We start from the raw sequence: 13,918 nt of genomic DNA, 5'->3' as shown, positions 1-13,918 counted from the left end.
TGTTTATGTTTTATTGGGAATTACTTGTTTAAATTTCGGCAACATTCTTACCTGATAAAGCCTTCTGAATGCTGGCGTTCATACGTTTTTGTGCAAAGTCATCTGTTGCTTTAGCTGCATGATCGACCGCTTTTCGCACTACCGCACTGTCTGTCTCTTCATTCAAAATCTTTTGTAATGTTGCCATCTCTTGATCAATAACTGCTTGCTCTTCTGCATTAAGAAGATTGCGGTCACTATCGAGAGCCGTTTGAACGGCATCAAGCAAACGCTGAGCATTTACCTGCTCCTCACGCAAGGACCTTGAGAGCAAATCCTCTTTAGCGGAAGCGAAACCATCCTGCAGCATGCGCGTAATTTCTGCATCAGTTAAGCCATATGAGGGCTTGATATCAATCGATGCCTTAACGCCAGAGCCTTGCTCAGTTGCACTGACAGATAGAAGACCATCAGCATCCACCTGGAAGGTGACACGGATGCGCGCAGCTCCCGCAGCCATAGCTGGAATACCACGCAATTCAAATTTTCCTAGAGAACGGCAATCCTGCGCCAACTCACGCTCGCCCTGCACTACCTGAATAGCCAAAGCAGTCTGGCCATCTTTAAAGGTCGTGAAATCTTGGGCTCTAGCAACCGGAATCGGTGTATTGCGAGGAATAATCTTTTCTACCAGGCCACCCATGGTTTCAACACCAAGAGAAAGTGGAATGACATCCAATAAAAGCCACTCATCATCTTTGCTCTGATTACCAGCCAGCAGGTCTGCCTGCATCGCCGCACCTAATGCTACAACTTGATCAGGATTTAAATTATTTAATGGCTGCGTGCCAAATAGCTCACCGACAGCACGCTGCACATTCGGCATGCGAGTTGAGCCACCTACCATCACAACGCCTTTAACGTCCTCAGCTTTGAGGCCGGCATCACGCAGTGCTTTTTTACAAGCCATCAAAGTCTTTGCAACTAAATTCTGAGCGATCTCAAAAAATTGTGCTTGGCTAATACCAACGTTAACTACCGTACCATCGGCAAGCGTCTCATGAACGCGCGCTAAGGGATTGTGACTGAGTTGTTCTTTCGCATGCTTACAGGCCTGCAAGAGCGTGCGATGATCGTGTATTGATAGCGGCGGAAGCTTAGCTTGTTCAATCACCCAGCAATACAAGCGATGGTCGAAGTCATCACCACCTAGAGCTGAGTCGCCACCAGTAGAAAGCACCTCGAAGACACCCCTACTCATACGCAGTATGGAAATATCAAAGGTGCCACCACCCAAATCGTAGACGGCGTATACCCCTTCCGAGGCATTATCTAAGCCATAGGCAATTGCCGCCGCAGTTGGCTCATTCAACAAACGGAGGACTTCAATACCAGCTAATTTCGCAGCATCTTTCGTTGCCTGACGCTGTGCATCATCAAAGTATGCGGGGACTGTAATTACAGCACCGACGATTTCATCGTTAACAGAGTCTTCCGCCAACTGACGCAAGCGCGCCAGTATTTCTGCAGAAACTTCAATAGGGCTTTTATCGCCAGCTACTGTTCTTAACTTGAGCATTCCAGGTTGATCAACGAAATCATATGGGGCACTTTCAATATGCTCGACATCAAGCAAGCCTCTGCCCATAAAACGTTTCACCGAAACAATCGTATTCTTAGGATCAAGCACAACATTTTCAAGCGCTTCAAATCCAGCTTGAGTCCTACCATTAGGCAAGTAACGAATAACGGATGGAAGCAGCTCGCGCCCCTGGGAATCTGGCAACACCTTTGGCAAAGCATCACGCACAATTGCCACCAAAGAATTAGTGGTCCCCAAATCAATACCAACAGCAATACGGCGCTGATGTGGCGCTAGCGATTTACCGGGTTCTGAGATTTGTAATAAAGCCATAAGGGTTAGAGTGTAGCTTGTGAGCGCCTATATCAGAGCTGCAATAGTGTCATCTAGCTCAACCGCAAACTTATCAATAAAGAGCAGACCTCGAAGTAGCTCTGCTGCGCGCTGATAATTCTTGGCGCCGTCGATTGCCTGGGTAATTTCAGCAAGGGTCTCAGCTTTAGATTCCTCGACTTCTGCCATCAAGACTTCAAGCGCAGGCAAATCTTCTTCTTGCTCATCCAAATTCTCACGCCATTCCATTTGTTTCATGAGAAAAGCAGCGGGCATGGCGGTATTGGTTTCTAGCTTGGCATCAACCCCGTGAAGCTGGCAAATATATAAACCGCGTTGAATCGGATTCTTGAGAGTCTGAAAGGCGGTATTAGCCAAGGTTGCCATTTGCATAGCAATGCGCTGCTCCGAGTCGCTACCGCGAGCATGGCGATCAGGGTGCACTTCCCTCTGAATCGCTAGGTATGCCTGATCTAGAGCAGGCAAATCGATTTTGAATTGCTGATTTAATCCAAAGAAGCGAAAGTAATCGTCAGACGCGGAAGGATTCGCCACAACCACACTCATCTTTTACGTTTGGATTTTGAAACTTAAAGCCTTCGTTCAAACCCTCACGCACAAAATCTAACTCCGTACCATCTAAGTAAGCCAGACTTTTTGGATCTACAAATACCTTAATACCGTTGGACTCAAATACCTGGTCCTCAGCAGCGGGCTCATCAACATACTCGAGTTGATACGCCAAGCCAGAGCAGCCCGTTGTACGAACACCTAAGCGCAAGCCGCAACCTTTACCGCGCTTTTCTAAATTGCGGTTAACGTGTGCGGCTGCTTTGTCGGTTAAGGTGATTGCCATAGTTATGCCTGCTTATTTCGCCGGATGTTTTTCTTTGTAATCCGCTACTGCGGCCTTGATAGCATCTTCAGCCAGAATTGAGCAGTGAATTTTCACTGGAGGCAACGCCAACTCTTCAGCGATCAATGAATTCTTAATCTCAAGCGCTTGATCCAAAGTCTTACCTTTAACCCACTCAGTTACCAATGAAGATGAAGCGATCGCAGAGCCGCAGCCGTAAGTCTTGAACTTGGCATCCTCAATCACACCCTGATCATTTACGCGAATCTGTAGCTTCATCACGTCACCACATGCAGGTGCGCCAACCATACCGGTACCTACGCTGTCGTCACCTTTTTCAAAGGAGCCAACGTTACGGGGATTTTCATAATGGTCAATGACCTTTTCGCTATATGCCATGGTATTTCCTCTTTAATTTCTTTATCTTTATATCTCTTTTAATGTGCAGCCCATTGAATCGTGCTCAGATCGATTCCATCTTTGTACATTTCCCACAGTGGTGATAGCTCACGTAACTTGGCAATTTTTTCTTTCACCAACTTAATAGTGAAATCCACTTCTTCTTCAGTAGTAAAGCGACCCAAGGTAAAGCGAATCGAGCTATGCGCTAATTCGTCATTACGGCCAAGAGCTCTTAATACATAAGAAGGCTCTAAGGAAGCTGAAGTACATGCTGAACCAGATGAAATAGCCAAATCTTTCAGGGCCATCAACATAGACTCACCCTCAACATAGTTAAAGCTAATGTTCAGGTTATGAGGCACTCGATTGTCCATGTCGCCATTGACATAAACCTCTTCAATATCCTTCAAGCCATTTAACAAGCGATCGCGTAAGGCGCGAATACGCTTATTTTCTGAGGCCATATCGATACGGGCAATGCGGAATGCCTCGCCCATGCCTACAATCTGGTGAACAGCCAAAGTACCAGAACGCATACCGCGCTCATGACCACCGCCATGAATCTGGGCCTCAATACGAATACGGGGTTTACGGCGAACAAACAAAGCGCCGATACCCTTAGGGCCATAAGTCTTATGAGCAGAAAAACTCATTAGATCTACTTTGGTCTTTTCTAAATCAATTTCTACTTTGCCGGTTGCTTGCGCTGCGTCCACATGAAAAATAACGCCGCGTGAACGGCACAATTCACCAATCGCAGGAATATCTTGTACAACTCCAATTTCATTGTTGACGTACATAACTGAAGTTAAAATTGTGCCCGGCTTCATCGCCGCTTCGAGCTGTGCAAAATCAATCAAACCATTCGGCAATACATCTAAGTAAGTCACTTCAAAACCTTCGCGCTCTAATTCGCGACAAGTATCTAAAGTCGCCTTGTGCTCAGTCTTAACTGTGATGATGTGGTTGCCACGATCTTTATAGAAATGCGCCGCACCTTTTAAGGCCAAATTAATACTCTCGGTGGCACCGCTGGTAAACACAATCTCTCTTGGATCAGCGTGAACTAAAAGAGCAACCTCTGAACGCGCCCACTCAACCGCTTCTTCTGCAGCCCAGCCATATGCATGGCTGCGTGAAGCAGCATTACCAAACTGCTCGCGCAGATAAGGCAACATTTTGTCGACCACTACCGGATCAATCGGCGTAGTAGCTGAATAGTCCATATACACCGGGAAGTGTTTAGGGCTAAACATAGGAACCGGTTGTTTTGGAAGGTCTTTTGGTGCGTTCATGGTTTATTTATCTATAGGTAATACTGTTATTAACTTTGTCGCGCCAAGTTGAATACGGAATTCACTAGCGGTAATTTAGGGGCAACATCTTTTTTGGCTGCAAGTGCTGGAGCAGGCTTATCTGCTTTTGCGCTTTCAACTTTGATTTTCTTTTGGCGCATATCTTGAATCACAACGCCGCGGCCTTCTTGTTGCTGAACCAAATCTTTTAGGCTCACCGAGCTGAGGTACTCAACCATCTTGGAATTGAGATTGCTCCAAAGATCATGGGTCATACAACGACCATGATTTTCTTCATCGCTATGACAATTACCTTTACCACCACATTGAGTGGCATCGAGAGGTTCATCAACAGCAACAATAATGTCAGCAACGCTCACCTCGGAAGATGGTCGCGCTAGGGTGTAACCACCGCCAGGACCGCGAGTACTTTCCACGATATTGAAACGGCGTAATTTGCCGAACAATTGCTCGAGGTAAGAAAGGGATATTTTTTGTCTTTGGCTAATTCCGGCCAAAGTTACAGGACCATGCGTTTCACGCAGGGCTAAATCAATCATTGCGGTTACTGCAAAACGACCTTTAGTTGTAAGTCTCATATGTCACCTTGGTAATGGATTGTTATGGACAGCTCACAGTCGGGCGGGTAATACCCGACCATTCCACTCAACTTTAACATATTCCCTAGCAATCTGCTCGGGAATTATCCCAAAAATCCCTCTTACAAGCCAGGAATTAAGGGGGTAATCCTCAGACAGAGTCCCTGGATCTAGCCCCAAAGGCCATTTCTTTGACCTTAGTGAGCCTATCTCGAGTGCTAGCAGCCTTCTCAAACTCCAAATTCTTAGCTTCAGCGTTCATTTGCTTCTCTAGGCGCTTAATCTCAGCCGCTAGATCCTTCTCGCCCATATCCTCATAGCGAGCCCGCTCCTGCTCAACCTGCATCTCCTGACGCTTCTCTTTGACGTCGTAGACCCCATCAATAATGTCTTTAATGCGCTTTTGAACCCCTTTGGGCTCAATGCCATGAAGCTTATTAAAGGCAATCTGCTTGGTACGGCGCCTTTCGGTCTCCCCCATTGCCCTGCGCATGGAGTCCGTAATCTTATCGGCGTACAGGATCGCTTTGCCTCGCACGTTTCGAGCGGCTCGGCCAATCGTCTGGATCAAGCTGCGCTCCGAACGCAAGAAACCTTCTTTATCAGCATCCAAAATAGCCACTAATGAGACCTCTGGAATATCCAAACCTTCGCGCAATAAGTTAATACCAACCAACACATCGAAGACACCTAAACGCAAGTCACGCAAAATTTCTACGCGCTCCACGGTATCAATATCTGAGTGAACGTATCGCACCTTCACGCCGTTATCGGATAGGTAGTCCGTTAATTGTTCCGCCATACGCTTAGTCAATACAGTAACCAATACGCGCTCACCCACTTTCACGCGCGCATGAATTTGATCCAACAAATCATCTACCTGCGTACTTGCTGGTAAGACCTCAATTTCTGGATCGACTAATCCAGTTGGTCTAGCTACTTGTTCAACAACTTGACCTTGATGCGTATTTTCATAATCTGCTGGCGTTGCAGAAACAAAAATGGTTTGACGCATCTTCGTTTCAAACTCGGTAAATTTCAACGGGCGGTTATCCATCGCAGAAGGCAAACGGAAACCAAATTCCACCAAGGTATGTTTACGGGATTTGTCGCCGTTGTACATCGCATTGAGTTGCCCAATTAAGACGTGGCTTTCATCAAGGAACATCAAAGCATCATTAGGCAGGTAGTCCACCAGCGTAGGCGGAGCTTCGCCAGGCGCGGCGCCAGAGAGGTGGCGAGAGTAGTTCTCGATCCCTTTACAAAAACCCAATTCATTGAGCATTTCTAAATCAAAACGGGTGCGCTGTTCAAGACGTTGTGCTTCAACCAACTTACCATCTTTAACGAACTCATCTAAGCGAGTGCGCAATTCTGTTTTGATGGTTTCGATCGCTTTCAGAACAGTGTCGCGCGGAGTAACGTAGTGCGAACTTGGGTAAACCGTAAAGCGTGGAATCTTCTGACGAATTTTTCCAGTGAGAGGATCGAAGAATTGCAAACTTTCGATAACATCATCAAACAACTCAACACGCACTGCCAACTCATTATGTTCGGCAGGGAAAATATCAATCGTATCGCCACGCACGCGAAACACGCCGCGCTTGAAATCTAATTCATTACGGTCATACTGCATGGCAATGAGTCGCATCAAAATATCGCGCTGACTCATCTTGTCACCAGGGCGCAACGTCATCACCATGCTGTGATAGTCGCCCGGATTACCGATACCGTAGATTGCAGAAACAGTGGCAACGATGATGACATCACGACGCTCTAAAAGACTCTTGGTTGCCGACAAACGCATCTGCTCGATGTGTTCATTGATCGAAGAGTCTTTTTCAATAAACAAGTCGCGCTGAGGAACATAGGCTTCCGGTTGGTAGTAGTCGTAATAACTAACAAAGTACTCAACCGCATTTTTGGGGAAAAATTCCCTAAATTCGCTGTAGAGCTGGGCGGCTAGGGTCTTATTTGGGGCAAAAATGATGGCTGGACGACCTGTTCTGGCGATGACGTTGGCCATCGTGAAGGTCTTTCCGGAGCCAGTAACCCCCAAAAGCGTCTGAAAGGTCAATCCATCCTCAATACCCTCCACCAGAGCATCAATAGCCTGGGGCTGGTCTCCAGCAGGTGCAAATGGCTGATAGAGCTGATAAGGGGAGTCTGGGAAGGTCACAAACTTAGCTGGATCAAGGTCGTGGCCGGCCTCACCCAATGGATCTGCCGCCGGGCTTTTATTTACCGTTTTTACTTCGGAATTTGGAGCAATTTTGGGTAACTTAGGGGGCATCTCGGCTATCATTTCATCTGTGAGATTTCTTCACAGCGAATTTTGTACAAATAATGATTTTGCCGTTTTTCTTAGGAAATAGTTGATTCTGGCCTCAAAAACCGACAATTAAACTGAATTTAACGTCAATTACGAACAAAACCACCCTATAACCTTCAATTTCAAGCCCAAATGACCCTGTTTGCCTCAGTTCAATTAGCCCCTAAAGATCCTATTTTTGGCCTCACAGAAGCCTACGTTGCAGACCAACGCGCCGACAAGGTGAACTTAGGCGTTGGCGTGTACTACACAGACGAAGGCAAGGTTCCACTTTTAAAAGCAGTGATTAAAGCTGAAGAGGCAATTGTTGCAAAGCACTCACCACGCAGCTATATCCCAATCGAAGGACCTAACCCATACAACAGTGCAGTGCAAAACTTATTGTTCGGCGCTGACTCATCACTCATTAAAGATGGACGCGTTGTAACCGCCGAATGTCTTGGTGGTACAGGTGCCTTGCGCGTTGGCGCTGACTTTATTAAACGCCTCAACTTAAACGCACCTTGCGCGATTAGTAATCCCACTTGGGAAAACCATCGCGGCATTTTTGAATCTGCTGGATTTGAAGTGGTTGAGTACACCTACTTTGATGGCAAAACACGTGGCGTTGATTTTGACGGCATGGTGAAGTCTTTAGAGTCTTTCCCAAAGAACACTACCGTGTTGTTGCATGCTTGCTGCCACAACCCAACTGGCGCAGACATTACTGAAGCGCAATGGCGTCAAGTAATCGATATCTGCAAAAACAAGGGCTTGATTCCTTTCCTGGATATGGCTTACCAAGGCTTTGCAGCTGGGATTGAGCAAGATGGTGTTGCAGTTCGTCTCTTCGCTGAATCAGGCATGTCTTTCTTTGTATCGAGCTCTTTCTCCAAGTCATTCTCACTCTATGGTGAGCGTGTTGGAGCATTGTCTATCGTGACACAAAGTAAAGATGAATCTACTCGCGTGCTTTCACAATTGAAGCGCGTGATTCGCACTAACTACTCCAACCCACCAACTCACGGCGCGGCAATTGCTGCTGCTGTTTTGAATTCACCAGAACTGCGCAAGCTCTGGGAAGATGAGTTGGCAGAAATGCGTGATCGTATTAAAGCGATGCGTCACGGTCTCGTTGAAAAACTCGCTGCTGCCGGTGTAAAGCAAGATTTTGCTTTTATCGAGAAGCAACGTGGAATGTTTTCTTACTCAGGCTTAACGGCTGAGCAAGTTGAGCGCTTACAGAAAGAAGATGGCATTTATGCCCTCTCTACTGGACGCATTTGTGTGGCAGCCCTCAATACTAAAAATATTGATAAAGTGGCTAAAGCAATCGCCCGCGTCTTAGCGTAACAAGCGGATATCCTGAATTACCGGAGGCACCATGCTATATCAGTTACACGAATTTCAAAAAGCCCTACTTCAACCAGTTAGTTCATGGGCAAGAGCTGCTTCAGAAGCTTTTATTAACGCTTCTAATCCTGCTTCTAAAGTTCCAGGATCTGACCGTTTAGCAGCTAGCTATGAACTCCTCTACCGCTTAGGCAAAAACTACAAGAAGCCAGAATTTGGCATTCGCTCAGTGATGGCCCATGGCAAAGAAGTTGCCATCCATGAAAGAACTGCGATTGCAAAACCATTTTGCAACTTAGTGCGCTTCAAGCGCTTCTCCGATGATGTCGAAGTCATTAAGAAGCTCAAAGAAGATCCAGTCGTATTAATTGTTGCTCCGCTATCCGGACATCACTCCACGTTGTTACGTGACACTGTGCGCACACTCTTGCAAGATCACAAGGTTTACATCACCGATTGGATTGATGCACGCTTAGTGCCTGTTGAAGACGGTGAATTTGGTCTTGATGACTACGTCCACTACGTACAAGAATTCATTCGCACCATTGGCGCAAAAGATTTACACGTAATCTCCGTTTGTCAGCCAACAGTTCCAACTTTAGGCGCAATCTCCTTGATGGCATCAGCTGGTGAAGCAACTCCAGCATCGATGATCATGATGGGCGGCCCAATTGATGCACGCAAATCACCAACTGCAGTGAATAACTTGGCAGACCAAAAATCTTATGAGTGGTTTGAAAGTCACGTGATTTATAACGTGCCACCTAACTATCCAGGCGCTGGCCGTCGTGTATACCCAGGTTTCTTGCAACACACGGGCTTTATCGCCATGAACCCGCAAAACCATTTGCAGTCTCATTGGGATTACTTCCAAAACCTGGTACGCGGCGACGAACAGGATGCTGAATCACATATTCGCTTCTACGATGAGTACAACGCTGTATTAGATTTGGACTCCAAGTTCTACTTAGACACCATCAAGACTGTTTTCCAAGACTATTCATTGCCAAATGGCACATGGGAAGTAGCTGGCGAACTCGTGAAACCACAGGATATTAAAAAGACTGCGCTTCTAACTGTTGAAGGTGAGTTGGATGACATCTCTGGAAGTGGCCAAACACGTTCAGCCCATGCTTTATGTGCAGGCATTCCAAAAGAGAATAAAGACCACTATGAAGTTGCTGGTGCAGGACACTACGGCATCTTTGCTGGACGTCGTTGGCGCGAGAAGGTTTATCCAAAGATTAAGACGTTCATTCGTGAACATCAGAACACGAAGAAAACTGCTACTCGGACTACCAAGTCTGCATAAATTAAGGGCTCTTCGGAGCCTTTAATTTTAATAAGATCCCTGCAAGCAATTTCTATGAGCCAAGCCAATAACCTCATTGATCAACTTGAGGATATTCTTCCGCAAACGCAATGCACTAAGTGCGGATACCCAGATTGCCGCGGATACGCAGAAGCCATGGCTAGTGGCGAAGCCTTACCGAACCGCTGCCCTCCTGGCGGCATAGAGGGCATTGAACGCCTAAGCAAGGTTCTGATACCCATATACCCACAAGATGCTTTTGAACTTCACCCCACTATTGATCCAGAATGCGGCGTAGAACGCCCCCGTCCTGTAGCGTTTATCGATCCACAGAAATGTATTGGCTGCACGCTATGTATTCAGGCATGCCCTGTTGATGCGATTGTTGGCGCCTCTAAACAAATGCACGTTGTGCTGACCGAGTGGTGTACAGGCTGCGATCTCTGCATTCCCCCATGCCCAGTAGACTGCATCAGCATGATTAATGTCACCGGAGATAAAACCGGTTGGAATGCTTGGTCACCCGATCTTGCTGATATCGCACGCAAGCGCTATCACGAACGTGACATACGATTAGATCGAGAGCAAAAAGATAATGATGATCGACTAGCTAAAAAAGCTGCGGCTAAATTACAGTCCGTTAACAGCGAATCACCCCAATCCGAAGAAGAATTAAAAGAGCAAGAACGCAAGCGCGCCATTATTGCCGCAGCTATCGCACGCGCACAAGAAAAGAAATGATGAATCTAGAAAAGCGTCGTGCTTTTTTTGAGCAGCTCAAAGCGAATAATCCCAAACCAGAAACTGAGCTTGAATATAGCTCGCCATTTGAGCTATTAATTGCGGTACTACTATCCGCTCAAGCGACTGATGTATCGGTTAACAAGGGGACACGCAAGCTCTATAAGGTTGCCAATACGCCACAGGCCCTGTTAGATCTTGGTGAGGAAGGCGTTAGACCCTACATTCAGCATATTGGTTTGTTTAATTCCAAAGGCAAACATATTCAAGAGACCTGCCGACTACTCTTGGAAAAACATGGGGGCGAAGTTCCTCAGACTCGCGAAGAACTAGAGGCGCTACCTGGCGTCGGTAGAAAAACTGCGAACGTTATTCTGAATACCGCTTTTGGACAGCCTACCATCGCTGTCGATACTCATATATTCAGAGTTTCTAATCGCACAGGTCTTGCGCCCGGTAAAGATGTAGTTAAGGTAGAAGAGCAGTTACTCAAGCGCGTACCAAAAGAGTATCTACACGATGCCCATCATTGGCTTATTCTGCATGGAAGATATACCTGCAAGGCGCGTAACCCAGATTGCGCACAATGCATAGTTGAGCCACTATGTGGCTTCAAACAAAAGACTGGCAAAGGAAAAGTTCGTGGCGATATTTAACCCAACTCGTGAAGAAGTTCGTCGCTTTTTCTGTGACACCTGGAAGAAAAAGACTGAGAATCAAATTCTTGATCCGATGGAGACGCTCGCGAGTGATTGGATGGTTGAGCACCCTGAATATCACGACCTCCTTGCTGATCCTGAAGGCGCCCTAGGTCAAGATTACACACCTGAACGCGGTGAAACCAATCCCTTCTTGCATTTATCGATGCATCTCTCTATAAGCGAGCAGATCTCAATTAATCAGCCGCCAGGCATTAAAGAGATCGCAGATAAGTTATCGCAAAAGCTTGGCTCAATGCATGAATCACAACACGTCATGATGGAGTGCCTTGGACAAGTAATGTGGGAAGCGCAGCGCGAAGGTCAAGCACTCAACCCAGAGAAATACCTCGAGGCTCTTAAAAAGCTAGCTTAAGAAAGATTGGCAATGGCAGACTTAATAGCTGCCGGCAATTCTTGAGCTTTTTTTCTTCTGGCTTCTAACGTAGATGCTTGCGTTTCTTGAGTCTTCTTAGACCAAGCGGATCCAGGGAAAAAAGCATCATCTTTAAATCTGGGAATAACGTGCCAATGAATATGGGGAACCATATTGCCTAAGGCAGCAATATTGACCTTATCAGGGTGCATCACGTGACGCACGGCTTCTTCAACGGCAAAGACCAAGGTCATGAGGTGATCGCGCTCACTATGACTAAGATCAGTCATCTCGGCCACATGGCGATTCCAGATCACTCTACAAAAACCAGGCAGATCGGGATCATTCACCATGATGACTCGACAGTCATCACCGCGCCAAATAAGTTGCCCCTCTTCGGGCTTGAGTTCGTCTTTACAGAGTGCGCAATTAGTCATGGGAAGAATGTAAACGAAAACGGCATCTAAGTCACCCTTGTGGGGTAATTTAGATGCCGCGGCAGTATTGGTGTGTTACTGCTTACTACGTACTACTTAGGGATTTCTTAGTGGAACTGCTCTTCTTCAGTAGAACCAGTCAATGCAGTTACAGAAGACTTACCACCTTGAATAACAGTAGTTACGTCATCGAAGTAACCAGTACCAACTTCTTGCTGATGTGAAACGAATGTGTAACCACGATCACGAGCAGCAAATTCTGGCTCTTGTACTTTCTCGATGTATGCAGTCATACCGCGCTGCATGTAGTCTTGAGCCAAGTCAAACATGTTGTACCACATAGAGTGGATACCAGCCAATGTGATGAACTGATACTTGTAACCCATTGCACCTAATTCACGTTGGAATTTAGCAATTGTTGCGTCGTCCAAGTTTTTCTTCCAGTTGAAAGATGGTGAGCAGTTGTAAGCCAACATTTTGCCAGGGAACTTCGCGCGAATTGCTTCAGCAAACTGACGAGCAAACTCGAGGTCAGGAGTACCTGTTTCACACCAAACCATATCAGCGTATGCAGCGTATGCCAAACCACGTGAGATCGCTTGATCCAAGCCTTTACGTGTCTTGTAGAAGCCTTCAGCTGTGCGCTCGCCTGTCAAGAATGGCTTGTCATTTGCATCGTAGTCAGATGTCAACAAGTCAGCAGCTTCAGCATCGGTACGAGCCAAAATGATGGTTGGAACACCCATTACGTCAGCAGCTAAACGTGCAGAGATCAATTTTTGTACAGATTCTGTAGTTGGCAACAATACCTTGCCACCCAAGTGACCGCACTTCTTAACAGAAGACAATTGGTCTTCGAAGTGAACACCAGCAGCGCCTTGCTTGATCAATGCTTTGCTTAATTCGAATGCATTCAATACACCACCGAAACCGGCTTCAGCATCAGCAACGATTGGGGCGAAATATTCAATATAGCCAGCATCACCTTTATTAATGCCTTTAGCTGTTTGAATTTCGTCAGCACGTTGGAATGAGTTATTGATACGCTCAACCATCTTTGGAACTGAATCAACTGGATACAAAGATTGATCTGGGTACATAGCAGCATATGAATTGCCGTCAGCAGCAACTTGCCAACCTGACAAGTAAATTGCCTGAACACCAGCTTTAACCTGTTGCATTGCTTGACCACCAGTCAAAGCACCTAAACAGTTAACGTAAGCTTCGTTATTCACTAAGTCCCAAAGACGCTCTGCGCCATGCTTAGCTAAAGTGTGCTCAATCTTTAATGAGCCACGGAGGCGTACTACGTCCTCAGCCGTGTAGCCACGAGTAATACCTTTCCAGCGTGGATTGGTATCCCAGTCTTTTTGTAGTGCTGCGATTTCTGCTTTGCGATCTGCCATGTTTTTCTCCCTAAGTTAAACAAGTACTTCAAAATTTGAGGACTCTTAAGACCAGTTCAAGTCTTATGTCTTATATAAGAGTTTAGACAGTTCAAAAAAGCAAGCAAGCGAAATATGGGATATTTTTAAAAATATTTAGTTATTTAAATTCAATAACTTAAAGTAATATTTTTACAATGTGGAATGAAAGTCCATGGTTTGGAATAAATTCAGGGGCTAATGATTGCACTGCATTTTA

The 13,918-nt window shown here is 46.1% G+C and carries 14 protein-coding genes; 5 read left to right on the top strand and 9 right to left on the bottom strand.

The window, feature by feature from the left end:
• Nucleotides 1-28: 28 nt before the first annotated feature.
• From hscA to uvrB, 7 genes are all read right to left on the bottom strand, one after another.
• Nucleotides 29-1,894 carry a Fe-S protein assembly chaperone HscA gene (gene hscA, locus ICN10_RS07100; protein ID WP_216214101.1) on the bottom strand — a complete coding sequence of 622 codons (1,866 nt, stop codon included), beginning with the start codon at nucleotides 1,892-1,894 and terminating at the stop codon, nucleotides 29-31.
• Nucleotides 1,895-1,921: 27 nt separating this feature from the next.
• On the bottom strand, nucleotides 1,922-2,461 hold the full coding sequence (gene hscB / locus ICN10_RS07095) for a Fe-S protein assembly co-chaperone HscB (RefSeq protein WP_216214099.1): 540 nt from the start codon (nucleotides 2,459-2,461) through the stop codon (nucleotides 1,922-1,924).
• The gene (gene iscA / locus ICN10_RS07090) at nucleotides 2,427-2,750 is read right to left on the bottom strand and encodes an iron-sulfur cluster assembly protein IscA (protein WP_012357505.1); all 324 of its coding nucleotides are present in this window, start codon (nucleotides 2,748-2,750) and stop codon (nucleotides 2,427-2,429) included. The genes hscB and iscA overlap by 35 nt, the downstream gene beginning before the upstream one ends.
• 12 nt (nucleotides 2,751-2,762) lie before the next feature.
• On the bottom strand, nucleotides 2,763-3,149 hold the full coding sequence (gene iscU, locus ICN10_RS07085) for a Fe-S cluster assembly scaffold IscU (RefSeq protein WP_068322308.1): 387 nt from the start codon (nucleotides 3,147-3,149) through the stop codon (nucleotides 2,763-2,765).
• Between the two features lie 38 nt (nucleotides 3,150-3,187).
• Nucleotides 3,188-4,447 carry an IscS subfamily cysteine desulfurase gene (locus ICN10_RS07080; protein ID WP_370626199.1) on the bottom strand — a complete coding sequence of 420 codons (1,260 nt, stop codon included), beginning with the start codon at nucleotides 4,445-4,447 and terminating at the stop codon, nucleotides 3,188-3,190.
• Between the two features lie 29 nt (nucleotides 4,448-4,476).
• Nucleotides 4,477-5,046 carry a Fe-S cluster assembly transcription factor gene (locus ICN10_RS07075; RefSeq protein ID WP_216214098.1) on the bottom strand — a complete coding sequence of 190 codons (570 nt, stop codon included), beginning with the start codon at nucleotides 5,044-5,046 and terminating at the stop codon, nucleotides 4,477-4,479.
• A gap of 151 nt (nucleotides 5,047-5,197) precedes the next feature.
• A complete protein-coding gene (uvrB, locus tag ICN10_RS07070; protein WP_370626198.1) occupies nucleotides 5,198-7,339 on the bottom strand; it encodes an excinuclease ABC subunit UvrB in 2,142 nt (713 codons plus the stop codon).
• Between the two features lie 171 nt (nucleotides 7,340-7,510).
• Between uvrB and ICN10_RS07065 the strand changes: the two genes are divergently transcribed.
• The 5 genes from ICN10_RS07065 to ICN10_RS07045 are packed head-to-tail and all read left to right on the top strand — an operon-like array spanning nucleotide 7,511 to nucleotide 11,837.
• On the top strand, nucleotides 7,511-8,710 hold the full coding sequence (locus tag ICN10_RS07065; protein ID WP_216214096.1) for an amino acid aminotransferase: 1,200 nt from the start codon (nucleotides 7,511-7,513) through the stop codon (nucleotides 8,708-8,710).
• A 31-nt stretch (nucleotides 8,711-8,741) separates the two neighbouring features.
• Nucleotides 8,742-10,022, top strand: coding sequence for a polyhydroxyalkanoate depolymerase (locus tag ICN10_RS07060; RefSeq protein WP_216214094.1), 1,281 nt, complete (start codon nucleotides 8,742-8,744; stop codon nucleotides 10,020-10,022).
• 54 nt (nucleotides 10,023-10,076) lie between these two features.
• Nucleotides 10,077-10,763: an electron transport complex subunit RsxB gene (gene rsxB, locus ICN10_RS07055; protein WP_216214092.1), complete on the top strand. Its 687-nt coding sequence runs from the start codon at nucleotides 10,077-10,079 to the stop codon at nucleotides 10,761-10,763.
• Nucleotides 10,763-11,419, top strand: a complete 657-nt coding sequence (gene nth / locus ICN10_RS07050; RefSeq protein ID WP_216215248.1) for an endonuclease III — start codon at nucleotides 10,763-10,765, stop codon at nucleotides 11,417-11,419. Before rsxB ends, nth begins: the two co-directional genes overlap by 1 nt.
• Complete coding sequence (locus ICN10_RS07045) at nucleotides 11,406-11,837, top strand: DUF1841 family protein (RefSeq protein ID WP_216214090.1); 432 nt, start codon at nucleotides 11,406-11,408, stop codon at nucleotides 11,835-11,837. The genes nth and ICN10_RS07045 overlap by 14 nt, the downstream gene beginning before the upstream one ends.
• Here the strand turns inward: ICN10_RS07045 and ICN10_RS07040 are convergent.
• Both ICN10_RS07040 and aceA read right to left on the bottom strand, forming a co-directional pair.
• Complete coding sequence (locus ICN10_RS07040) at nucleotides 11,834-12,274, bottom strand: HIT family protein (protein WP_216214088.1); 441 nt, start codon at nucleotides 12,272-12,274, stop codon at nucleotides 11,834-11,836. The two genes, ICN10_RS07045 and ICN10_RS07040, sit on opposite strands and share 4 nt — an antisense overlap.
• Before the next feature lie 107 nt (nucleotides 12,275-12,381).
• Nucleotides 12,382-13,680, bottom strand: a complete 1,299-nt coding sequence (gene aceA, locus ICN10_RS07035) for an isocitrate lyase (RefSeq protein WP_216214086.1) — start codon at nucleotides 13,678-13,680, stop codon at nucleotides 12,382-12,384.
• Nucleotides 13,681-13,918: the final 238 nt, after the last annotated feature.

This window comes from Polynucleobacter sp. 86C-FISCH (genome assembly GCF_018882415.1).
Classification (GTDB): Bacteria; Pseudomonadota; Gammaproteobacteria; order Burkholderiales; family Burkholderiaceae; genus Polynucleobacter.
This window is presented reverse-complemented; position numbering and strand designations above follow the sequence as displayed.

What these genes read in the sequence shown, in the direction of transcription:
- hscA (WP_216214101.1), bottom strand. Translation starts at nt 1,894, where the DNA reads ATGGCTTTATTACAAATCTCAGAACCCGGTAAATCGCTAGCGCCACAT.
- hscB (WP_216214099.1), bottom strand. Translation starts at nt 2,461, where the DNA reads ATGAGTGTGGTTGTGGCGAATCCTTCCGCGTCTGACGATTACTTTCGC.
- iscA (WP_012357505.1), bottom strand. Translation starts at nt 2,750, where the DNA reads ATGGCAATCACCTTAACCGACAAAGCAGCCGCACACGTTAACCGCAAT.
- iscU (WP_068322308.1), bottom strand. Translation starts at nt 3,149, where the DNA reads ATGGCATATAGCGAAAAGGTCATTGACCATTATGAAAATCCCCGTAAC.
- ICN10_RS07080 (WP_370626199.1), bottom strand. Translation starts at nt 4,447, where the DNA reads ATGAACGCACCAAAAGACCTTCCAAAACAACCGGTTCCTATGTTTAGC.
- ICN10_RS07075 (WP_216214098.1), bottom strand. Translation starts at nt 5,046, where the DNA reads ATGAGACTTACAACTAAAGGTCGTTTTGCAGTAACCGCAATGATTGAT.
- uvrB (WP_370626198.1), bottom strand. Translation starts at nt 7,339, where the DNA reads ATGCCCCCTAAGTTACCCAAAATTGCTCCAAATTCCGAAGTAAAAACG.
- ICN10_RS07065 (WP_216214096.1), top strand. Translation starts at nt 7,511, where the DNA reads ATGACCCTGTTTGCCTCAGTTCAATTAGCCCCTAAAGATCCTATTTTT.
- ICN10_RS07060 (WP_216214094.1), top strand. Translation starts at nt 8,742, where the DNA reads ATGCTATATCAGTTACACGAATTTCAAAAAGCCCTACTTCAACCAGTT.
- rsxB (WP_216214092.1), top strand. Translation starts at nt 10,077, where the DNA reads ATGAGCCAAGCCAATAACCTCATTGATCAACTTGAGGATATTCTTCCG.
- nth (WP_216215248.1), top strand. Translation starts at nt 10,763, where the DNA reads ATGAATCTAGAAAAGCGTCGTGCTTTTTTTGAGCAGCTCAAAGCGAAT.
- ICN10_RS07040 (WP_216214088.1), bottom strand. Translation starts at nt 12,274, where the DNA reads ATGACTAATTGCGCACTCTGTAAAGACGAACTCAAGCCCGAAGAGGGG.
- aceA (WP_216214086.1), bottom strand. Translation starts at nt 13,680, where the DNA reads ATGGCAGATCGCAAAGCAGAAATCGCAGCACTACAAAAAGACTGGGAT.